Source organism: Microlunatus sp. Gsoil 973, assembly GCF_009707365.1.
Classification (GTDB): domain Bacteria; phylum Actinomycetota; class Actinomycetes; order Propionibacteriales; family Propionibacteriaceae; genus Microlunatus.
This window is the reverse complement of the sequence record NZ_CP046122.1, coordinates 1,184,156-1,205,484: the sequence shown is the minus strand read 5'-3', so window position 1 is coordinate 1,205,484 and position 21,329 is coordinate 1,184,156. Positions and strand designations below refer to the sequence as shown.

The following is a 21,329-nucleotide window of genomic DNA, read 5'->3' as shown; positions in this document are numbered from 1 at the left end:
GTCGCCCGATCGGGTGGCCCAATTCGATGCACGGGGGTCCATTGCTCGGGATCTTGCAGCTCGGTCTCCAGGTCGCCAGAAAGGCGACCATCATCTCACTCTCCGCCGCCCTGCTCGGCGCTGCGACCGCCATCATCCTGCCGATCCTCACCGGCCGGGCGATCGGCGGTGCGCCGGGACTGATCGAACACGGCTTCACCCGGACCTACATCGGGATCATCGCGGGTTTGCTGGTGGCGCTGGCGGTCAGCAATGTCACCGGCGTCCTCTCCCACGCCGGCATCGAGCTCGCCGACGGGCCGATCCGCAGGGAGATCCTGTTGCGGATCGGCTGGGCGCTCTCCCACGACCCCGACCTGACCTCTCTGGACGACCCCAGGACCGCTGATCTGGTGCAGAAGATCAGGTCGCGGGAATGGGAGATCTCGATGGGCTACCAGATCCTGACGGGCATCGCGACCCGGCAGATCCCGGCACTGCTCGGCACCGCGATCACCCTGGGCATCGTGCTCACCTGGTGGGCGCCGATCCCGATCATGATCGTCATCCTGATCAACGGCGAGTACCTGCGTCGGGTGATCACCACCCAGATGGACGTCTGGTCAGGTCAGGCCGAGGGGCTGAAACACGCGGCGTACGCCTTCGAACAGGGAATGGGCAAGGCGGCAAAGGAGATCCGCATCTTCGGACTGTCGGACTACCTGCGCCGGCGGATGATCAACTTCGCAATGGAGGGTTACCGGCCGTACTGGGCACGGCGCTGGCGGGACGCCGGGTTCAGTGTCGTGTTGGGCGTGCTGCGGGTGATCACCACGCTGGGCACCATCGGTTTCGTGAGCTGGCAGGCCGTGACCGGCCGGATCAGCCTGACGACAACGGCGACGGCGATCCCGTTGATCATGGCGATGGCCGACACCGATCTGTGGATGATCGGTCAGTTGCAGCGGGCCGGGACGACGTACGGCTGGCTGGAGCAACTGGCCCCGGTCCGGAGGTATCTCGCCGAGTCCGGCCGGTCCGGCGTCAGGCCGACGCTGACCGTTCGCGAGCACACATTTCGCGCCGACGACCAGCCCGCCGACGACCGGCCCGCCGCAGACCGCCGCCCGATCCCGCCGCCGACGATCATCTTCGACGAGGTCAGCTTCGGCTATCCGGGCAGTGACCGGCTGATCCTGGACGGTCTCAGCCTGGAACTGCCGGCCGGCGACGCGGCCGCCCTGGTCGGGGTGAACGGGGCCGGCAAGTCGACGTTGGTCAGACTGCTGACCGCCGGTTACCTGCCGACCCGCGGCCGGGTGCTGGTCGACGGTGTCGATCTGTCCTGCCTCGACGTCGAGGCCCGCCGGGCCTGGCAACGCCGGGTCGCGCCGATCACCCAGGAGTTCCTGCGGCTGCCGCTACCCGCCGGCGACAACGTCGAACTCGGCTCGGGCAGCGTCTGGGCCGGCCGGCTGCATCCCGATCCACTCCCCGACACCACCACCCTGGACGCGGTGGCCCGCCGGGCCGGCATCACCGATCTCATCGAACGGCTGCCCGACGGCTGGGCTACGTCGCTGGACAAGACCATGCCCCGCGGAACGGACCTCTCGGGAGGCGAGTGGCAGAGGATCGGGCTGGCCCGTGCGCTGCGCGCAGTGACAGCCGGCGCCCAGGTGCTGGTGCTGGACGAGCCGGCGGCAGCGCTGGACGTCGAGTCGGAGGCACGCCTGGTCGGCGGTTACCTGGAACTCGCCAGGTCGGTAACGTCGTTGATCATCTCCCACCGGTTCTCGGTGGTGCGGCCGGTGCCGTTGATCTACGTACTGGAGAACGGCCGGATCACCGAGCAGGGATCGCACCAGGAGCTGATGACGCTCACCGGCGGCCGGTACCGCGCGATGTTCACCATGCAGGCCAGCCGCTACGCCGAGGCGGAGGCCGAGGTCCGCGAAGCCGAGGAGCACCGCGCCGGGATCGAGGGGGCGCGAGCATGATCAACCAACTCGGCACGGCGGCCAGCACCATCCGGTTGTGGATGACCACCGCCTTCAAGGCCGCGCCCGGGCTCTCATTGCTGATGTGCATCAGTGTGGTGCTGTCCTCGGTGCTCAGCCCGCTCCAGGTGTACGCGATCAAGATCGTCGTGGACGGGATCAGCGAGCACACCTCGGTGCTGTCCGGCGTCGTGCTGCTCGGTGTCTGCCTGCTGGTGACGGCACTGTCCGGCAGCTTCGCCGGGCCGATGGGCGACACCCTGGATGAGAAGGTGTACTGGTACGTCCACGACGATCTGCTCCGACTGACCGCAGGCATTCCGTCGATCGGTCATCACGAGGACCGGCGGCTGGCCGACCGGATCGCGCTGATCGAGCAGGACCGCAACCAGCTCGCCGGCGTCTACCGGATGTTGTCGGTGGTCGGCGGCGTCACGGGCACCATCACCGTCGTCGCGATGTTGTGGTCGGTCTCGCCGGCCCTGTTGTTGCTGCTCGCGCTGGCGCTCGCAGTCGCAGGCATCCAGGCCCGCGGCTGGCAGCAGCAGCGCAAGCTGATCCGGGAACACGAACACCTGCGCCGGTTGGGGACCAAGATCACTGATGCGCTGACCGAACCTCCCACCGGTGTCGAGGTGCGCTGCTTCGGTCTCGGCCAGACCTTGGTCAAGGTCGCCGCGGACATCATCAGCCTCCGCCACGACCGATACGGTCGGATCACCTCACGGTTCGCCAAGCTGGTGTCCGGCGGCTGGCTGGTCTACGGCATCGGATACGCGGTCGCGCTGTTCTGGCTGCTGGCCCGCACCCGAGCCGGCATGGCGACGATCGGTGACCTGACTCTGCTGCTGCTGGTCGGCCCGCAGATCAACACCACCGCCCAGGGCATGACCAACAACGTACGCATGGTGATCGGCGCCCTCGACTCCTTCGGACGCTATCAATGGCTGCGAGGCTATGCGGCCACCCACGACTGGCAGGCCAGCCAGCAGCTGCCGCCGGAGTCGTTGCGGGAAGGGATCCGCTTCGACAACGTCGCCTTCGGCTATCCGTCCACGCTGGCGGGAAGCGACGGGACCGACGGGTCCACCGAGGATCCCGGCACCGGCCAGTTGGCCCTGAACGGCGTCGACCTGTTCCTGCCGGCAGGTACGACCGTCGCCTTCGTCGGTGAGAACGGCGCAGGCAAGTCGACGATGGTCAAGCTGCTGGCGCGGCTCTACGACCCGACAGACGGCGCCGTGCTGATCGACGGCGTGCCACTGTCCCGGATTGATCCGCTCGCCTGGCGGAAGCGGATCTCGGCCGGCTTCCAGGACTTCGCCCGGCTCGAGTTCCTGGCCGCCGATTCGGTCGGCGTCGGTGATGTCGATCTTCGCGAGGACCGGGAGTTGATCACCTCGGCGGTCAGCGCCGGGCAGGCGGATCCGGTGATCACCGGGCTGAGCGAGGGGCTGGACACCCAGCTGGGTCGGCAGTTCTCCGGCGGTGTCAACCTGTCCGGCGGCCAGTGGCAGCGACTGGCGCTGGCCCGGGCCTTCATGCGTACCAGACCGCTGCTGATGTTGCTCGACGAGCCGACCGCCGCGCTGGATCCGGAGGCCGAGCAGGCGATCTACGAGGAGTACGGTGCCACCGCCCGCAGACTGGCTGCACAGACGGGTGCGGTCACGGTGCTGGTGTCGCACCGCTTCTCAACGGTCCGGATGGCCGACCTGATCGTCGTGGTCGCCGACGGCAAGGTCAGCGAACTGGGCAGCCATGCCGAGTTGATGGCGGCCGACGGGCGCTACGCAGAGCTCTTCGCGCTGCAGGCGAACGCGTACCGCTGACGTCCCGGCCCGCACCGGGTTTGTAGGCTCGGCCCCATGCCACGACGCTGCCCGCGTCTCGCCGGGTCGGCAGCACAGTCCGAGCTGTCCCGGGCGCTGGCCGCGCTGCGCGCGGAGCTGAGCGTGCCGGACGGCTTCCCTGACGACGTGCTCGCCGAGGCCGATGCGGCCGCGAACTCCGGGCATGACCCGTCCGTGCTGGACCTGCGCGCGATCGAGTTCCACACCATCGACCCGCCCGGGTCGACCGACCTGGACCAGGCCCTGCACCTGACCCGGGACCGTAACGCTTACCGGGTGGACTACGCGATCGCCGACGTGCCCTGGTTCGTTGCTCCGGGCGGCTTCGTCGATCATGAGGCGCGCCGCCGCGGGCAGACGCTGTACGCGCCGGACGGCCGGGCACCGCTGCACCCCGAGGTGTTGTCCGAGGGCGCCGCGTCGCTGCTCCCGGGTCAGGACCGGCAGGCGTTCGTCTGGCGGTTCCGGCTCGATCACCGGTTCGAGATCGGATCGGTCGACCTGGCCCGGGCGGTGGTCCGCTCCCGCAGGAAGTGGAGCTATGCCGAAGCCCAACGGGCTGTCGACGACGGCACCGCACCGGAGTCTCTGGCTCTGTTGCTGCCGTTCGGCGAGGGGCGTACCGCCCTGGAGGCGGTTCGCGGCGGCGCCAGCCTTGACCTGCCGGATGCCGAGGTCGTGCTGACCGAACGCGGTTACGCGATCGAGCGCCGTGCCCCGTCGCCGGTGGAGCTCGCCAACGCCCAACTGTCGTTGATGACCGGGATCGCGGCCGCAACGATCATGATGGACGTCGGGATCGGCATCCTGCGGACCATGCCGCCGGCCGAACAGGCGGCGGTCGACGAATTCCGGCACCGGGCCAGACTGCTCGGCCTGCACTGGAAGTCGGGCGTCTCCTACGGCGACTATCTGCGCGGACTCGACCGGTCCGACCCGCACGCCCTGGCCGTCCTGCAGGCGGCCACCTCGCTGTTCCGGGGGGCCGGGTACCAGGCCTTCGATGGGACACCACCCGAGCAGGCGATACAGGCTGCGATCGCCGCGCCGTACGCCCACGTCACCGCACCGCTGCGGCGGCTGGTCGATCGGTTCGTCCTTGTGGTCTGCGCGTCCGCGTCCTCCGGACGTCCGGTGCCGGATTGGGTACGCAAGGCGTTGCCGGAACTGCCCAGGATCATGGCCGCCAGTGATCAACTCGCCGCGCGGCTGGATTCCGGGGCGATGGACCGGGTCGAGGCGGCCCTGCTCGCGGATCGGGTCGGAGAGGTGTTCGACGCGGTCGTACTGTCCCGGGACGACAACCGGGCCAGGATCCAGCTGGCCGACCCGCCGGTCTCGGCGACGTTGTCCGGCGCCGGCGAGCCGGGTCAGTTCATCCGGGTCCGGCTGGACGCGGTGGAGATCGACACCGGGACGACCCAGTTCAGCCCGGCCCGAGTCGGCGACACGCCGCACAGATCAGGGATTATCTGACCCCTCGCGGTCAGTGGGCGAGTTGGTCGGTGACGATGTCGGCGGCCTTGCGGACGGCGCGCAGCGCGCGGACAGCCGAGCCCTGGTCGAAACGGGCCAGGCCGCAGGCCGGGGTGATGACCATGCGGCCGGCGACGTCTGGTTCCAGGCCGAGGGTGCGCACCGCCCGGAGCACCCGCTGGGCGACGGTGTCGGGCGACCAGCGCCCGTCGACCGGTCCGCTGGTCGGCAGCGCACCGGCGCCCAGCCACAGCCCGTCGGTCATCGCCTGCCCCACCGCGTCCCAGTCCGCCGTGGTCAGTTGATCAAGGTCAAGCAGCAGCCCGCCGAATCCTGCCTTCGCGACCAGCGCGACCGGCACGTTCTGCGCACAGCTGTGCAGCCAGACCCGCGCCCCCTCCGGCGAGGGGTCAGAAAATCCCTCATCCGGGCGGCGTGTCGCGGCATCCGCGGCCGACTCCAGCGCTGCCGACTGAAGTGCAGCCGACTGAAATGCGGCCGTTGCGGATGCGACGATGACCGTCAGCCCGTCGCTCACCTCGGGGATGTCGATCTTGCGGTGATGGGAGAACCCGCTCGCCGTCGGTATCTCGCCGGCCAGCACAGCGGGCAGCGCCGGCTCGTCGACCTGGAGAACGAGATCGAGCCGCGGCAAGCGGCGCCGCAGGTCCCCGATCAGGTCCGCGATCCCCTCGCCCAGCGACTGGACAAGATCACGTCGCGCGCCGTGGTCGGCCAGCAGACGGTCACCCCGCGGCCGCTCCACCGAGGCCGCCAGGGTCCACGGACCGACGATCGCGATCTTGAAGGGGCCGGTGTAGTCCTGGGCGACCTCCTCGAGTTGGTCGCAGTCGTCCCGCAGCCGGGCGCGGGCGCGGAGTTGATCACGACCGGGTGCGTCGGTCAGTCGCCAGCCGGCCGGTTGCAGGTCGGCGGCGAGACCGGACAGAACGGCGATCCCGCGGCCGACCATCCGTGACCCGACGCCGCGGTCAGGCAGCTCCGGCAGGAAGGGCAGATCCGGCGATTCGTCGAAGCTGATCTTGAGCGCGTCGACCAGGTCGCTGCCCGGCCAGGAGCCGATGCCGGTGCTGCGGATCGGTGCGAAGTCGTCTGCCATCGGATCAGGCGTGGGCAGCCGAGATCGTCGCGCTGCCGACGACCCGCGTGCCGTCGTAGTAGACCACGGTCTGCCCGGGCGCCACACCGGTCAAACGATCGTGCAGCCGCACCCCGAGTGGGGCATCGCCGACCGACGGGCCGGTGGCGCCGCCAGTGGTGACGGTGGTGACCGTGGCCGGCACGGTCGATCCGTGCGCGCGGACCTGCACCGCCGCATCCCAGGACCCCTCGCGTACGTCACCGGTCCAGGTCGGACGGATGGCCTCGATGGCCCGTACGTCCAGGGCGTTTCGCGGCCCGACGGTGACCGTGTTGCTCACCGGCGAGATGTCCAGCACGTAGCGCGGCTTGCCGTCGTCGGCCGGTGTCCCGATCCGCAGCCCCTTGCGCTGTCCGATGGTGAAGTGGTGGCTGCCGTCATGTTCGCCGAGCTGCCGACCGTCCGGATCGACGATCGCGCCGGGCCGGCTGCCGAGATGCTTGTCCAGGAAGCCGGCCGTGTCGCCGTCGGCGATGAAGCAGATGTCGTGGCTGTCCGGCTTGTCGGCCACCGCCAGCCCGCGCTGCTCGGCCTCGGCGCGGACCTCGCTCTTCAGCGATCCGCCGAGCGGGAAGTACGAACGCAGCAGCTGCTCCTGGGTGAGCACGCCGAGGACATAGGACTGGTCCTTGCCTTCGTCGACCGCACGGTGCAGTTGCACGCCGTGATCATCGCGGAGCAACCGGGCGTAGTGACCGGTACACACAGCGTCGAAACCGAGCGCGACACCACGCTCGAGGACGGCGGCGAACTTGATCTTCTCGTTGCAGCGGACACAGGGATTCGGTGTGCGCCCGGCCGCGTACTCGGCGACGAAGTCGTCGACCACGTCCTCGGCGAACCGGTCCGACAGGTCCCAGACGTAGAAGGGAATGCCCAGGACGTCGGCGGCCCGCCGCGCGTCGTGGGCATCCTCCTTGGAGCAGCAACCCCGCGCCCCGGACCGGAACGACAGCGGATTCTTCGACAGCGCCAGGTGCACACCGGTGACATCGTGACCGGCGTCGACCGCGCGGGCAGCGGCGACCGCCGAATCCACCCCGCCGGACATTGCCGCCAGCACCTTCACCCTGACCTCCTGTTGCCCCGCCTACCGGTCCATTGTCGCCTCAGCCGGCCTGGCGGGCCAACTCGACCGCCCCGGGCAGCACGGCCAGCAGCCGGTCGACATCGCCGTCGGTGCTGGTGTGTCCCAGGGAGAATCGCAGCGAGGACCGGGCTTCGCGAGTCGTCCGGCCCATGGCGTCCAGGACGTGGCTCGGTTCGGAGACGCCGGCCGTGCACGCCGACCCGGTCGAGGTGTCGATGCCGCTCTGGTCCAGCAGCATCAGCAGGTTGTCGGCCTCGCAGCCGGCGAAGGAGATGTTGGCGATACCGGGCAGCGACCCGTCCGCCTCGGCCACGCCGTTCAGTTCGGTGTCGGGCACGTCGGCCAACACCGTCCTGATCAACCGGTCCCGCAGCGTACGGATCCGGCTCGCCTCAGCAGTCAGATCGTCCAGGCTCGCCCGGAGCGCCGCCGCCATGCCGGCTATCCCGGCGACGTCGAGAGTGCCGGACCGGACGTCGCGTTCCTGTCCGCCACCGTGGTGGACCGGTGACAGTGCCAGGTCACGGCGGGCCAGCAGTGCTCCGGTGCCGACCGGGCCGCCGAACTTGTGCGCCGACAGCGAAAGCGCCGCCAGGCCGGATCCGGCGAAGTCGATCCTCAGCTGCCCGACCGCCTGCACGGCGTCGGAATGGACCGGTACACCGAACCGGCGGGCGGCGTCGACCACGTCGACGATCGGTGCCAGCACGCCGGTCTCGTTGTTGGCGTACATGATCGACACCAGGGCGGTCCGTTCCGCATGATCGGTCAGCGTCGCGCGCAGTCGATCAAGGTCGAGGTGCCCGTGGCGATCGACCCCGATCACCACCAGTTCGGCGCCCTCGCCGGACAACGATTCGACCGATTCCAGCACCGCGTGGTGCTCGACGGCCGAGGTGATCATGGTGTTCGCTCGCGGCCGGGCCCGGAAGGTGCCCTTGATCACCAGGTTGTCCGCCTCCGTCGCGCCGCTGGTGAAGATCACCTCGGCGGGGTCCGCGCCCAGGCAGGCGGCGATCGTCTCCCGTGATTCCTCGACGACCCGACGGGCCTCCCGTCCGGAGGTGTGCAGCGACGACGGATTGCCGACCCGGGTCAGCTCCCGGGTGATCGCGGCGATCGCCTCGGCGCGTAACGGCGTCGTGGCGGCGTGATCAAGATAGCTGCGGGACGTGATCAGCCCCGGTGCTGCTTGACGGCCTGGGTGACAGCCGGCAGAACGGTGTGCAGATCACCGACGACGCCGAGATCGGCAAGGGCGAAGATCGGCGCCTCCGGATCCTTGTTCACCGCGACGATGGCCTTCGATGTCTGCATCCCGGCCCGGTGCTGGATGGCTCCGGAGATGCCCGCTGCGATGTAGAGCTGGGGTGAGACGGTCTTGCCGGTCTGCCCGACCTGATAGGCGTGCGGATACCAGCCGGAGTCGACCGCGGCGCGCGAGGCGCCGACGGCGGCGCCGAGCACATCGGCCAACTCCTCGACCGGACCGAAGTTGCCTCCGGTTCCCCGGCCGCCGGAGACGACGATGGCCGCCTCGGTCAGCTCCGGGCGGCCGCTGGCCGCCTTCGGCTCGGTCTTGACCACCCGGGCGCCCTTGGACGCCTCGGCGACAGTGAACGCCAGAGCCTCCACCGCCGCCTCGACCCGCGCCGGCTCCGGGTTGGTGGCGTTGGCCTTGACAGCGATCACCGGGATGCCGTGGGTGACACTCGACCGCACCGTCCAGTTGCCGGCGAAGACCGACTGGGTGACCAGCGGGGCGGCGTCGCCCGGCTGGACGTCGACCGCATCGGTGATCAGACCGGACGCCATCCGGACGGCCACCCGGGCGGCAATCTCCTTGCCCTCCGGGGTGGAGGTGAAGAACACCGCGGACGGCCGGACCTGTTCCACCGCGGCCGCGACGGCATCGGCCTTCGGGGCAACGAGGAATTCCGAGAACGCCGGATCGTCGGCGGTCAGCACGCGGCCCGCGCCGTATTCGGCCAGCCGGTCGGTGTCGCCGGAACCGAGCAGCAACGCAACCGGATCACCGATCCGACGGGCCAGGGTGAGCAGTTCGAGGGCCGGCTTGGCGATCGTGCCCTCGACCGCGTCGACCACAACCAGTACCTGCGCCATATCAGTATTCCTTCCCTAGCCGTCCCGACGGGTGTCAGCCGTCCGAATCAGTTGTGCTCGTCAGATGTACTTGCCGGAGACCAGGAAGTCGGCCAGCGCTGCCGCACCCGAACCGTCCTCGTCGGTGATCTGCCGGCCGGCCTCCTTGGGCGGCCGCGGAGACGTGTCCAGGACGGTGGACCAGGCGTTGTCCAGGCCGACCGTCGCCGCCGACTCGGCGTCAAGATCAAGATCATCCAGCTGCCACTCGTCGACCGGCTTCTTCTTGGCAGCCAGGATTCCCTTCATCGACGGATAACGGGCCTCACCGGACTGGTCGGTGACGCTGACGATCGCCGGCAGGCTGACTTCCACGGTCTGGCTGGCGATGTCGCCGTCGCGACGGATGGTCGCAGTGCCCGCGTCGACCGACAAGGTGGCGCCCAGCGTTGCGGCCGGCCAGCCGAGGCGCTCGCTGATCATCGCCGGCAGCACACCCATGGTGCCGTCGGTCGAGGCCATGCCGGCGATCACCAGGTCCGGCGCCAGTTTGCGGACGGCGGCGGCAAGGATCGCGCTGGTGGCCGGAGCATCGGAGCCGTGCACCGAGTCGTCGTTGATGTGTACGCCGCCGCTCGCGCCCATCTGCAGGGCGCGCTTGATCGCATCGGCGGCGTCGTCGGGACCGAGGGTCACCGCGATCACCTCGACCTCCTCGTCGGAGTCGTCTGCGATCTGCAGCGCCTGCTCGACCGCGTACTCGTCCAGTTCGGAGAGCAGACCGTCCTCGCGCTCCCGATCGACCGTGCCGTCGTCGGCGAAGCCGCGATCACCAGTCGCGTCGGGTACGTACTTGACCAGCGTGACGATCTTCATGTCCCTCGCTTCCTCCCACGATTCGAGCCCATATTACTCACCAGTAACCTAGCCTTCCACAAACCGAGGGCGCAGACCGGCCTCCTGGTCGGCATCCGACCGGCGGAGTCCACCCGGACAGTCTGGCAAATGCTCAGGCCGGCTCGACAGTGACCGGGGTGTCGAGCACCCGGCCCTCGCCCACCACGCGTACGCCTCCGGTGATCACGACGCCGGCCTGCAGCGGCCGGTCCTCACTCGACCGCCCGACCGACAGCTCGATCTCTCCCGGCTCGACGATCCGGCGGTAGTCCGGCCCGAGGTAGCTGAACCGATCGGCGTGGACGCTGAACGTGACCCGACGGCGCTCCCCCGGCTCGAGGGCGACCCGGGCGAAGCCGATCAGCTGCTTCAGCGGCCGGGCGACCCGGGCGACCGGGTCACCGGCGTACAACTGGACGACCTCGGTCCCCTGCCGACTCCCGGTGTTGATCACGGTTGCCGAAACCTCGACGGTGCCGTCGGGGGCGATCTCCGCCGCGCTCAGTCGAAGATCATCCAGCGCGAAATCGGTGTACCCGATGCCGTGCCCGAAGCAGAACAACGGCCGCGGGTCGAGATTGGAGACCCCGTCGCTGTACCAGGCCAGCGGCGGCGCCAGATAGGTGCCCGGTTGTCCACCTGGATGATCCGGGATCCCGATCGGCAACCGCCCGGACGGATTGATCCGACCGGACAGCACACCCGCCACCGCCGCGCCGCCCTCGATGCCGGGCATGAACGACTGGATGACCGCCGCGCTCCGCTCGGCCAGGCCGCCGAGGGCGTACGGCCGACCGGAGATGATCACCAGGACGACCGGCGTGCCGCTGTCCAGCACGGCGGCTGCCAGCTGGTGCTGCAGTCCGGGCAACCGCAGATCGACCGAGTCGCAACCCTCGCCGGAGGTGCCCTTGCCGAACATGCCCGCCCGGTCACCGATGGCCAGCACCACAAGATCACTGTCGGCGGCAAGGGCGACCGCCTCGTCGATGCCGGATGCGTCGGGTTCCATGATCGGGACGCCGTCCGCGACGGTGATCTCGGCATCGGCGAACTCGCGGCGGAGCGCGGACGCCAGATCGTCCCCGGGCAATCCGATCTCGCCCGACCCGTTGCGGCGACAAGCACCACGTGGTTGAGCGGAACGATGTAGGGCACCCGAAGCCCAGGTCGTGATGTCCTGCGCACACGGGCCGGATGACCGCGATCCGGCGCCCGTCCGGGCGCATCCTGGTAGAGCGCGTGGCTGCGCCCCACGAAGTCCAGACCGTCCGGACCGAGGTCACCGGCCTCGAAGAAGATCGTGCCGTCCGGTGCGACAGCGGCCGAGCTGATCGCGTACCGGCCATGAGCGCCGGTCAGGTCGACCGGGTCCGCTGACCTCGCGACATCGACGATCAGCAGGTTCGTCCGCCGGTCGAGATCACGATCGGGGTGTACGGCGGCGATCACCGCCACCGCTGCGCCGTCGTTGGTGAACTCCACCAGTTGATGGTCGGTGTCGGCGTCGGTGATCCGGACCGCCTCCGGAACCGTCGGGACCGGGTCGGGTTTCCCGTCGATCGAGGGCACCGGCTGGACGACCGGCTCGGCGCAGATGTCGGGCACGTCGATCACGAAGACCTGGGCACGGCGGTCGATGTCGTACCCCAGGCCGTTCTGCGCGTACTTGAACGTGGTGATCCGCCGCGGCGGTTCGGCGCCGGCGTCCAGGCCGTCGACGGTGCCGTACCTGCCCCGTTCCGGTTCCCGGCTGACGAACGCCAGCCGCTCGCCGTCCGGCGACCAGGCGAAGTCGCTGATGCCCAGCTTGCGATCAGTGACCTGGACCGGCTCTCCGCCTCGGGAGGCCACAACGAACAGTTGAGGCGGTTGCCCGGCCTGGGCACGGAGGAATCCGATCAGTTCCCCGTCCGGCGAATACCGCGGCGCGGTGTCGCGGAAACCCCGGGTCAGCCGGCGCGGCGTGCCGTCTCCGATCGGGATCGTCCAGAGCTGTCCGACGTAGCTGTCGGCGCCGAGGTCGGGCCGAGTCACCGACGCGACGGCCACGCCGCCGTCGGGATGGAGCGACGGCTCGGACACGGAGTTGATCAGATCAAGATCATCAGGCTGCACGGCGTCAGCCTATGACGCCGACCGATTCCAGGAGCATCCGGTAGCGACGGCCCGGGTCGGCGGGATCGATCAGCACCTCGATGGTTCTCCGGCCGGTAATCCGATCGGACGGGTTGTGCCGCAGATCGCCGCTGGTGAACGTAGCGTGCCCACCACTCGCCGGATCGACCCAGTCGGCGATCACCCGCCAGGGATGCACGCCGTTGATCCGGACGCTGCGGTTCTGCTCCACCCGGACGATCTCGGCGCTGATCCTGGTTCCATGGGTGTCCAGCCAGGCGTCCCGGCTGCGGCGGCGAAGCCGGGTGATGATCAGCACCGCGCCGATTCCGGTGAAGACGATGCCGAGCAGCCCGGTGATCAACGGCGCCAACCAGAATTCGGTGAAACTGTCCAGCCGGGCATGCCCGGGATCGTTCTCGGCAAAAAGCACGGTCACCCGGCTGCCGACCTGTGGGCGGGAGTTGGTGCCCGAGTCGGAGGTGAAGATGATCTTCGCTCCGTCCGGGGTCCGGTAGGCGACCACCGGGCGGTAGGTGGTCGTGCAACTGCCGTCGCTGCAGTTCAGCCGGGGCCGTACGTCGACGACGGTTCCGGTGGTGCTCACCGCCGATGCCCTGAACTGCACCGTGTTGATCGTCAGCGCGGCGCAGACCACCAGCAGGATCACCCCGACCGGCGCGAAGATCCCGCCGACGATGATCATGACCTTACCGACCACGAGACCTCCCTCGGTGCGGCGACCCATCACCGGCGCCGCACCATGGTCAGCGCCCGGTGAACCGGGCCTTCCCCGGCCCGTTCTCGACGAAGCTTCGCATACCGACGGTCCGATCCTCGGTGGCGAACAGTCCGGCGAAGAGCTGGCGTTCGATCTCCAGCCCGGTTGCCAGATCGACCCCGGCGCCGAGATCGATCGCCTGCTTGGCGGCCGACAGCGCGAGTCGCGGCCCGCCGACGAACTGCTTGGCCCATTCCACTGCGGCCGGGTACACCTCGGTGGCGGGCAACAGCCGATCGAGCAGACCGATCCGGAGCGCCTCCTCGGCGCCGACGAACCGGCCGCTGAAGATGATCTCCTTGGCCCGGGACGGCCCGACCAGCCGGGTCAGCCGCTGGGTTCCCCCGGCCCCGGGAATCACGCCGAGCTTGATCTCCGGCTGACCGAGTGTCGCGTTCTGCGCCGCGAACCGGACGTCGGCGCACAGGGCCAACTCGCAGCCGCCGCCGAGGGCATAGCCGTTGATCGCCGCGATGACGGGCTTGGCGATCCCGGCGACGGCATTGAAACACTCGTGGATCCTGGCCGATTGGGCCGCCATCTCGGCGTAACCCAGGTCGGCCATCTCCTTGACATCGGCGCCGGCGGCGAACACCTTGTCCCCGCCGGTCAGCACAACGGCGGCGATGTCATCGCGCCGGTCGGCTTCGCGCGCCGCCGCCGCGATCCGCGCCTGGATATCGGCGTTCAACGCGTTCAGCTGCTCGGGCCGGTCGATCCGCAGCGTAGCGACGCCGTCGGTGACCTCGAGCCTTACGAGATCGCTCATGGCCGCACCCTACCGACGCGCAAGCTGCCGAAATCCGGGTACACATGGCGCGTACCGCTATCCTGTGACGGCTTTGCAACAGAACGGACCACATATGACCCAGATCGACCTGCCGACCCCGACCGAGGACACCGTCCTCGGAGCCCAACTGCACGATGACGGCGCGACGTTCGGGCTCTGGGCCCCGCGCGCGACCCGGGTCGAATTGGCGCTGGTCGACGAGGACCGCACCCAGCACAACCAGGACATGGAACTCGGCGAGGACGGCGTTTGGCGGGTGCACGCGCCCGGCGTCACCGCCGAACAGCGGTACGGCTTCCGGGTACACGGCGACTGGGCTCCCGAGGACGGCCGCCGGTTCAATCCCGCAAAGCTGCTGCTCGACCCGTACGCCCGCGCCATCACCGGCGGCGTCGACTACTCCGGGCCGATCTCCGACCACACGGCCGAGTCCGCGTACACCCCTGACCTGACCGACTCGTTCGAGGCAGTGCCGTTGAGTGTGGTGGTCGAGGACACTCCGCCGCCGGTACCGATCGAGCAGCGCCGGTCGCTGGCCGATTCGGTCATCTACGAGACCCACATCAAGGGCTTCACCCACCTCCATCCGCAGGTTCCCGAACATCTGCGCGGCACCTTCGCCGGGCTCGCCTATCCGGCGGTCATCGAGCATCTGCAGAATCTGGGCATCACGGCGATCGAGTTGCTCCCGGTGCACCACTTCGTCTCCGAGCCGTTCCTGATCGGCCGCGGCCTGACCAACTACTGGGGCTACAACACGCTGGGGTTCTTCGCCCCGCACGCCTTCTACTGCTCGGTCGGCACCATGGGACAGCAGGTGCGCGAGTTCAAGGAGATGGTGACGGCGTACCACCAGGCGGGCATCGAGGTCATCCTCGATGTCGTCTACAACCACACCGGCGAGGGTGGCCACGAGGGTCCGACGTTGTGTTTCCGGGGAATCGATCATGCCGGGTACTACCGACTGACGCAGGACCAGCGCAACGACTACGACGTCACCGGCACCGGCAACTCGATGGACACCTCCAACCCCGGCGTGGTCCGGATGATCATGGACTCACTGCGCTACTGGGTCACCGAGATGGGTGTCGACGGTTTCCGTTTCGACCTGGCCACCACCCTGCTCCGGGACGGCCAGCATCACGTCGACCAGAACCATCCACTGAAAGTGGCCATCGCCGAAGATCCGATCCTGGCCGGCATCAAGATGATCGCCGAACCGTGGGACGTCGGCCCGTACGGCTACCAGGTCGGCGGCTTCGGTGCGCGCTGGAGCGAGTGGAACGACCGGTTCCGCGGTTTCGTCCGCGACTACTGGCGCTGCGCTGCCGACGTCGGTGAACTCGCCGCCCGGATGGCCGGTTCACCCGACCTGTTCGAGCACGACGACCGCCCGGCGAGTTCCAGCATCAACTTCGTGACCGCGCACGACGGCTTCACCCTCCGCGACCTGGTGACCTACGACCTCAAGCACAATCAGGCCAATGGCGAAGGCAACCGGGACGGTTCGGACGACAACCGGTCCTGGAACTGTGGCTACGAGGGTGAGACCGACGATCCCGCGATCAATGCGCTGCGGCACCGGCAGGCCAAGAACATGATGATCACCACCATCCTGGCAGCCGGGGTACCGATGATCACCCAGGCGGACGACATCGGCCGGACTCAGGAGGGCAACAACAACGCCTACTGCCAGGACGGGCCGATCTCCTGGGTGAACTGGACGACAGCCGACACGTGGGGCGATCTTCATGACCTGACGCGTACCGTGCTTGCCCTGCGGCGTGATCATCCGGTGCTGCGGCCCGAGACGTTCCGTCACAGCGAGGATGTGCTCGACGCGGACGGCGAGCCGACGGGACGCAAGAATCTCGCCTGGTTCGGCGGCTACCCGCATGACCTGCAGGGAGAGATGACCGTCGAACAGTGGCAGGACCCCGGCCGCCGGACACTCGGCATGTACGTTGTCGACGACCGTCCGGACCGGGATTCGGAGGACGCGCTGCTGATCTGGTTCCATGCCGGGGCTGACCCGGTCGAGGTCCAGTTGCCCGGCGGACCCTGGGGCAGCAGTTACACCGTGCTCGCGCACACCGGAGTCGAGGGCGAACTGCCGTCCGAACCGGTGCCCGGTGACAGCGTGTTGACCATTCCGGGCCGGTCGGTCGTCATTCTGCAACCAGCCTGAGCAGCTGCTGGGCGACCTGTTTCCCGGTCGGCAACGCGCGACCTGCACCGAAGCGCCGGGCCATTGCTCGCTGGAAAGCGGCGCCGATGATGAACAGCGCGATCGCCCGGCGGTCGACGTCGCCGATCCGACCGGCGGCCCGCTGCGCGGCCAGATAGGCCTGCACCGGTTCGACCGCCCGGTGCGGGCCGGCGTCGGCCGCCGGTCGATGCTCGCGGATGCCGGTCATCAACTGCGGGTCGGCCTGCACGGCGATCATGCCGGGCAGGATCCGTAGGTAGTAGTCCTCGAGGAATCCCAACAGCCGCTCGAATCCGACCGCGGGCGGGACGTCGTCGGTGATCAACTCGTCGACCATCGCCTTGTAGCCGCCGACCTCGGCGAAGATGATCTCTCGGAGCAATCCGGCACGGTCGCCGAAATGGTAGAAGATGCTCGACTCGGCGACGCCCGCGCGGTCGGCGACAGCCTTGGTGGTGAACCCGACCACACCAACTTCGGCGAGCAGGGCCGCCGCGGCAGTGATCACCGACTCGCGCACGCCGGTGCGCGGTCTCCCCCTGCTGCGGCGCTGGTCACTCATCCCGATCGCTCCACCTGTTGCCTTCAAGTCCCGATCATCCTATCCTTTACTGAGTCCGCACTCCATAAATGGGAGTTGATCATGAGAGTTCTCGTCTTCGGTGCCACCGGAAGTGTCGGCGGCGAGCTGGTCCGCCAGCTGGAGCACGACGATGTTGCGGTGCGGGCGATCAGCCGGAAGCCGGCCGATGCGCAGGTGCCGGACGGCGTCGAGGTGGTCTTCGGCGATGTTGATCAACCGGAGTCGATCCGAGCGGCGGCCGAAGGCGTCGACGGCGCATTCGTGATGACCGCCGGCGAGGACTCGGCTGCCCTGCGGGCACTTGCCGGAGCCGGTGTCCGTAGGGTCGCGTACATGTCGGCTCTCACCGTGCAGACCCGGCCCGGCTATCTGATCGGCGCGTCGCACGAGGCCGCCGAACGCAATCTGGTGAACCTGCTGCCGGAACCGATCATCCTGCGGCCGGGTCAGTTCGCCAGCAATACAGCGATGTGGCGACCGATGGTCGCAACGGGAACGATCCGTGCGCCGTTCCCGGATGTCGCCACGCCGATGATCGATCCGTACGACATCGCCGCCGTCGTCCGAGTCGTGCTGCTCGACCCCGGCCGGCAGCATGTCGGTGCGGCCTACCCGCTCACCGGCCCGGAGTTGATCAGTGCGCGCCGGCGGGTCGAAGTGCTGGCGCAGGTACTCGGTCGTGATCTTCGGTTGGTCGAGATCGATCAGGCAACAGCACAGGCGCAGATGCGATTGCCCGAGGCCCTGGCCGAGGCCGCGCTGGAACTGTTCGGAAGGCCGAATGCCCAGGAGACCGAGGTGTTGACAACAGTCGAGGATCTCCTCGGTCGCCCGGCCCACACCTTCGGCGATTGGGCAGAGCGGAACAAGCACCTCTTCCTGTGAGCCCGGGTGGTCAGGCGGCTTGGGTGCTGGTGTGTTGGGTGGTGGCTGTCCAGATGGTCTGGGCGCAGGGGCCGGGCTGCAGCCGGGCCGGGTCGATCCGGTCCACGACGCCATTGATGATCTCGGTGATCACGGCCTGCCGCTGACCCGGATCCGACTCGGCGGCCTGATGGGCGGCCTGGTCGAGGAGGTCGGGTTGGTTGGCGTGGAGTTGGATCTGCCAGGCCAGCGCGGGGTTGGTTTGTAGGAGTTGGGCGGCGACGGCCCGCCATTCCTCCAGACATTGGCTGCCGTCACGTCCCGTGGGGCCGCCGTTGTGGGTGTGGGCGTCGCGGACCGGCACGCCGGCGGCAGGGTCCCGGTCTGGTGCCGGGTCTTCAGCAGGCGGGCCAGCTGGGTGATGGCGGCCAGCCGGGCCCGCCGAACAGGACCGCTTTCTCCCCGTACTCCTCCAACCGCTGATCCGGGCTGAGGAGACTGTCCGAGGGATGCAGGTCGGCCCACACGGCGGCGGCTTCCAGCAGCCGGCAACAGGCCCGCCGCTCGGCCAGCATCGCCGCCCGCGCCGCCACCAACGCACTGCGCTCATCCACCCCGGCATCCCGTTCACGTTGATCACCGCGATGATCACGAGTAGGGGTGGTCGGGCCGCTTTCCATGATCAAAGACTAGCCGCCCCCACCGACAGGACCAGCCCCCATGTTCGAATCTGTGGACAACACATCAAACGGCTACCCGGGCTGTTGACAAGCGAAAGTGCGCCGCCGGTTACGGCTCGGTGATCTTGGGCAGCGCGGCAAGACCCATCTCCGCATCGTTGGCCAACTCCGGATGACACGGGACGACACGTACCGTGTAGCCGATCGAGCCGGCGCGCTCCGTCGTGACCTTTCCCTGGTAGCGGCGCAGACCGTCGGGTTGATCAACACCGGCCGGGAACGGATGGGAGCGAATGTCCAGCAATTCGTCACCCGGTCCCACCCGACCGGTGACCAGCTGCACCTCGATCTCCTCCGGCTTCAACTCGCCCAACCGCACCAGCGCGCTGACCTCGATACTCGTGCCGACCTCGATCGTCTCCCCACTCAGGCTCTCCACATGATCAACACTGACCTGCGGCCACAGCTCACGCACCCGACGTTTCCAGGCGGCCAGGTCCTCGGCAGAGGTCGGCGTCTGGGACACCTGCCGGGAGGACGCCGCAGCCGGGGTGTAAAGCCGCTCCACGTAGTCCCTGACCATCCGTGAGGCCAGCACCTTCGGTCCGAGCCCGGCCACCGTTTCGATCATGGTCTGGATCCAGCGATGCGGCAGTCCACGACTGTCGGTGTCGTAGAAGCGTTCGATGATCTCGTTCTCGATGATGTCGTAGAGTGCTCTCGCCTCAAGATCATCGCGCTGGTTCGGATCGTCGACACCCTCGGCCGAAGGAATCGCCCAACCGAAGGCCGGGTCGTACCATTCGTCCCACCAGCCGTCGCGGATCGAAAGGTTCGCGGCACCGTTCAGCGCTGCCTTCATCCCTGACGTTCCGCACGCCTCGTAGGGCCGCAGCGGATTGTTCATCCAGACGTCACAGCCGGGATACAGCGGACGCGCCAGAGAGATGTCGTAATCGGGCAGGAAGACGATCCGATGTCGTACGTCCTCCTGATCGGCGAACTGCACCATCTGCTGGATCAGCCGCTTGCCGCCTTCGTCGTCGGGGTGGGACTTCCCGGCGATCACGATCTGGATCGGACGCTTCGGATCGGTCAGCATTCGTTTCAGCCGGTCCGGATCCCGCAACATCAGCGTCAGCCGCTTGTACGACGGCACCCGGCGGGCGAACCCGAAGGTCACGATGTCCGGGTCGAGTACGTCCGCGGTCCAGTCGCTGGGCAGACCACGCGCGGCACAACTGCCGGCCAGCCGGTCACGTGCCATCTCGATGAGGTCGATGCGCATCTGGCGCTTCAGCGACCAGATCGTCGACCGATCGACTCGCTCGAGGGCCGACCAGTCGTAGCCGTCGAGCACTGTGTCGGTGTTGCCGCGGGCGGACTCCAGCAGCTCCAGCAGCGACGGGTGCACCCAGGTCTCGTGGTGCACGCCGTTGGTGATCGAGGTGATCGGCACCTCGGCGGTGTCGAACAGGCTCCACAGCCCGTGGAACATCTGCCGGGACACCTCGCCGTGCAACTGGGAGACGCCGTTCGCCCGCTGGGCCAACCGGAATCCCATCACCGCCATGTTGAACTTGCCCGGGTCCCCGCCCTCGTAGTCCTCAGCCCCCAGCGCGAGGATCCGGTCGATGTCCACGGGGTCGAAGCGGGCGAAGTACCGGCTGATCAAGTCGCGGTCGAAACGATCGATGCCGGCCGGCACCGGCGTATGGGTGGTGAAGACGGTCCCTGCCCGGGTCTCTTCCAGGGCGGCATCGAAATTCAGCGCGGGCCGGCCGTCGACGCCGGTCATGTACTCCCGGATCCGTTCCAGCCCGAGGAAACCGGCGTGTCCCTCGTTGGTGTGGAACACCTCGGGCAGCACGGCGCCGGTGATCCGGCAGTACTCCCTGATCGCGCGCACTCCGCCCACACCGAGCAGGATCTCCTGTGCGAGTCGGTGATCGGAGCCGCCTCCGTAGAGCCGGTCGGTGATGTCGCGATCCGGGCCGGAGTTGATCTCGATATCGGAATCCAACATCAGCAGCGGGACGCGTCCGACCCGGGCGACCCACACCTGGGCGTAAAGCGTCCGGCCGTCGAGCGGCACCTCGATCACCACCGGCCTCTCCGCGCCGTCCGCCGCGCCGTGATCATGCAGCAGGGTCAGCGGGAGGCTGTTGGGATCCAGCAGCGGATACCGTTCCTGTTGCCAGCCCGAGTTGTTCAGCGACTGCTGGAAGTAGCCGTGGCGGTAGAGCAGGCCGACACCGATCACCGGAACGCCCAGGTCGCTGGCCGCCTTGAGGTGATCGCCGGCCAGGATGCCCAGACCGCCCGAATACTGCGGTAGGACTTCGGTGACACCGAACTCCGGTGAGAAGTAGCCGATCGCCTTCGGCGCATCCGGGTTCTGTGCGATGTACTCCTGATACCAGCGGTCCTCGGTGAGGTAATCCGAGAGATCGGCCTGGGCCAACTCGACGTGGCGGGTGAACTTCTTGTCGGCGGCCAGCTCGGCGAGCCGCTGCGGAGAGACCTCTGCCAGGAGCCGTACCGGATCATGGCGGGTCCGGGCCCACAATTCCGGATCGACGCTGTTGAGCAGCTCGCGGGTGTCGGCATGCCAACACCAGCGCAGGTTGAGGACCAGATCGGACAGGCCGGCCAGCGGCTCGGGAAGCACCGGACGAACCGTGAAACGTCGAATTGCGCGCACGGCCAAACTTTATGGGACGGCACGCCAACTTTCGCCCGCT

Annotated in this window: 17 protein-coding genes; 5 read left to right on the top strand and 12 right to left on the bottom strand. The window is 68.4% G+C overall.

Annotated features, from left to right (window positions below; all coding sequences use genetic code 11):
• The first annotated feature begins 26 nt into the window (after window positions 1–26).
• From GJV80_RS05675 to GJV80_RS05665, 3 genes are read left to right on the top strand one after another with little or no spacing between them, the layout of a single operon-like run.
• The gene (locus tag GJV80_RS05675; RefSeq protein WP_154687053.1) at window positions 27–1,979 is read left to right on the top strand and encodes an ABC transporter ATP-binding protein; all 1,953 of its coding nucleotides are present in this window, start codon (window positions 27–29) and stop codon (window positions 1,977–1,979) included.
• Window positions 1,976–3,811 carry an ABC transporter ATP-binding protein gene (locus GJV80_RS05670; protein WP_154687052.1) on the top strand — a complete coding sequence of 612 codons (1,836 nt, stop codon included), beginning with the start codon at window positions 1,976–1,978 and terminating at the stop codon, window positions 3,809–3,811. Before GJV80_RS05675 ends, GJV80_RS05670 begins: the two co-directional genes overlap by 4 nt.
• Before the next feature lie 36 nt (window positions 3,812–3,847).
• Complete coding sequence (locus GJV80_RS05665) at window positions 3,848–5,308, top strand: RNB domain-containing ribonuclease (RefSeq protein ID WP_154687051.1); 1,461 nt, start codon at window positions 3,848–3,850, stop codon at window positions 5,306–5,308.
• A gap of 10 nt (window positions 5,309–5,318) precedes the next feature.
• On the opposite strand, the gene GJV80_RS05660 is transcribed toward GJV80_RS05665, so the two are convergent.
• The 8 genes from GJV80_RS05660 to GJV80_RS05620 all read right to left on the bottom strand — a co-directional run bounded on the left by GJV80_RS05660 (window position 5,319) and on the right by GJV80_RS05620 (window position 14,228).
• The gene (locus tag GJV80_RS05660) at window positions 5,319–6,428 is read right to left on the bottom strand and encodes a hypothetical protein (protein WP_154687050.1); all 1,110 of its coding nucleotides are present in this window, start codon (window positions 6,426–6,428) and stop codon (window positions 5,319–5,321) included.
• A gap of 4 nt (window positions 6,429–6,432) precedes the next feature.
• The gene (gene mnmA, locus GJV80_RS05655; RefSeq protein ID WP_230208170.1) at window positions 6,433–7,539 is read right to left on the bottom strand and encodes a tRNA 2-thiouridine(34) synthase MnmA; all 1,107 of its coding nucleotides are present in this window, start codon (window positions 7,537–7,539) and stop codon (window positions 6,433–6,435) included.
• Between the two features lie 40 nt (window positions 7,540–7,579).
• Window positions 7,580–8,671 carry a cysteine desulfurase family protein gene (locus GJV80_RS05650; protein WP_370518841.1) on the bottom strand — a complete coding sequence of 364 codons (1,092 nt, stop codon included), beginning with the start codon at window positions 8,669–8,671 and terminating at the stop codon, window positions 7,580–7,582.
• Between the two features lie 65 nt (window positions 8,672–8,736).
• Complete coding sequence (locus GJV80_RS05645; RefSeq protein WP_154687048.1) at window positions 8,737–9,684, bottom strand: electron transfer flavoprotein subunit alpha/FixB family protein; 948 nt, start codon at window positions 9,682–9,684, stop codon at window positions 8,737–8,739.
• Between the two features lie 60 nt (window positions 9,685–9,744).
• Window positions 9,745–10,539 (bottom strand): electron transfer flavoprotein subunit beta/FixA family protein, encoded by a 795-nt coding sequence (locus GJV80_RS05640; protein ID WP_154687047.1) that lies wholly within the window; start codon window positions 10,537–10,539, stop codon window positions 9,745–9,747.
• A gap of 133 nt (window positions 10,540–10,672) precedes the next feature.
• Entirely contained in the window at window positions 10,673–11,572 is a 900-nt protein-coding gene (locus tag GJV80_RS05635; protein WP_370518819.1) for a glycoside hydrolase family 3 C-terminal domain-containing protein, read from the bottom strand.
• Between the two features lie 1,110 nt (window positions 11,573–12,682).
• Window positions 12,683–13,399: a DUF3592 domain-containing protein gene (locus GJV80_RS05625; protein ID WP_195909178.1), complete on the bottom strand. Its 717-nt coding sequence runs from the start codon at window positions 13,397–13,399 to the stop codon at window positions 12,683–12,685.
• A 46-nt stretch (window positions 13,400–13,445) separates the two neighbouring features.
• Complete coding sequence (locus tag GJV80_RS05620) at window positions 13,446–14,228, bottom strand: enoyl-CoA hydratase/isomerase family protein (protein WP_154687044.1); 783 nt, start codon at window positions 14,226–14,228, stop codon at window positions 13,446–13,448.
• 94 nt (window positions 14,229–14,322) lie between these two features.
• Here GJV80_RS05620 and glgX point away from each other — a divergent pair, with 94 nt between their 5' ends.
• Complete coding sequence (gene glgX / locus GJV80_RS05615; protein ID WP_154687043.1) at window positions 14,323–16,437, top strand: glycogen debranching protein GlgX; 2,115 nt, start codon at window positions 14,323–14,325, stop codon at window positions 16,435–16,437.
• Here the strand turns inward: glgX and GJV80_RS05610 are convergent.
• Window positions 16,418–17,020: a TetR/AcrR family transcriptional regulator gene (locus tag GJV80_RS05610; protein WP_154687042.1), complete on the bottom strand. Its 603-nt coding sequence runs from the start codon at window positions 17,018–17,020 to the stop codon at window positions 16,418–16,420. The genes glgX and GJV80_RS05610 overlap by 20 nt on opposite strands.
• Before the next feature lie 81 nt (window positions 17,021–17,101).
• Between GJV80_RS05610 and GJV80_RS05605 the strand changes: the two genes are divergently transcribed.
• Window positions 17,102–17,926, top strand: a complete 825-nt coding sequence (locus GJV80_RS05605) for an SDR family oxidoreductase (protein WP_195909177.1) — start codon at window positions 17,102–17,104, stop codon at window positions 17,924–17,926.
• A gap of 10 nt (window positions 17,927–17,936) precedes the next feature.
• On the opposite strand, the gene GJV80_RS05600 is transcribed toward GJV80_RS05605, so the two are convergent.
• The 3 genes from GJV80_RS05600 to glgP form a co-directional block, all read right to left on the bottom strand.
• Window positions 17,937–18,269, bottom strand: a complete 333-nt coding sequence (locus tag GJV80_RS05600; protein ID WP_154687040.1) for a hypothetical protein — start codon at window positions 18,267–18,269, stop codon at window positions 17,937–17,939.
• A gap of 34 nt (window positions 18,270–18,303) precedes the next feature.
• Window positions 18,304–18,585, bottom strand: a complete 282-nt coding sequence (locus GJV80_RS05595; protein ID WP_154687039.1) for a hypothetical protein — start codon at window positions 18,583–18,585, stop codon at window positions 18,304–18,306.
• 109 nt (window positions 18,586–18,694) lie between these two features.
• Entirely contained in the window at window positions 18,695–21,289 is a 2,595-nt protein-coding gene (gene glgP / locus GJV80_RS05590) for an alpha-glucan family phosphorylase (RefSeq protein WP_154687038.1), read from the bottom strand.
• Window positions 21,290–21,329: the final 40 nt, after the last annotated feature.

Bases quoted from the DNA above. Each gene is read 5' to 3' on its own strand.
- GJV80_RS05675 (WP_154687053.1), top strand. From the start codon at position 27: ATGCACGGGGGTCCATTGCTCGGGATCTTGCAGCTCGGTCTCCAGGTC.
- GJV80_RS05670 (WP_154687052.1), top strand. From the start codon at position 1,976: ATGATCAACCAACTCGGCACGGCGGCCAGCACCATCCGGTTGTGGATG.
- GJV80_RS05665 (WP_154687051.1), top strand. From the start codon at position 3,848: ATGCCACGACGCTGCCCGCGTCTCGCCGGGTCGGCAGCACAGTCCGAG.
- GJV80_RS05660 (WP_154687050.1), bottom strand. From the start codon at position 6,428: ATGGCAGACGACTTCGCACCGATCCGCAGCACCGGCATCGGCTCCTGG.
- GJV80_RS05645 (WP_154687048.1), bottom strand. From the start codon at position 9,684: ATGGCGCAGGTACTGGTTGTGGTCGACGCGGTCGAGGGCACGATCGCC.
- GJV80_RS05640 (WP_154687047.1), bottom strand. From the start codon at position 10,539: ATGAAGATCGTCACGCTGGTCAAGTACGTACCCGACGCGACTGGTGAT.
- GJV80_RS05635 (WP_370518819.1), bottom strand. From the start codon at position 11,572: ATGGAACCCGACGCATCCGGCATCGACGAGGCGGTCGCCCTTGCCGCC.
- GJV80_RS05620 (WP_154687044.1), bottom strand. From the start codon at position 14,228: ATGAGCGATCTCGTAAGGCTCGAGGTCACCGACGGCGTCGCTACGCTG.
- glgX (WP_154687043.1), top strand. From the start codon at position 14,323: ATGACCCAGATCGACCTGCCGACCCCGACCGAGGACACCGTCCTCGGA.
- GJV80_RS05610 (WP_154687042.1), bottom strand. From the start codon at position 17,020: ATGAGTGACCAGCGCCGCAGCAGGGGGAGACCGCGCACCGGCGTGCGC.
- GJV80_RS05605 (WP_195909177.1), top strand. From the start codon at position 17,102: ATGAGAGTTCTCGTCTTCGGTGCCACCGGAAGTGTCGGCGGCGAGCTG.
- GJV80_RS05595 (WP_154687039.1), bottom strand. From the start codon at position 18,585: ATGGAAAGCGGCCCGACCACCCCTACTCGTGATCATCGCGGTGATCAA.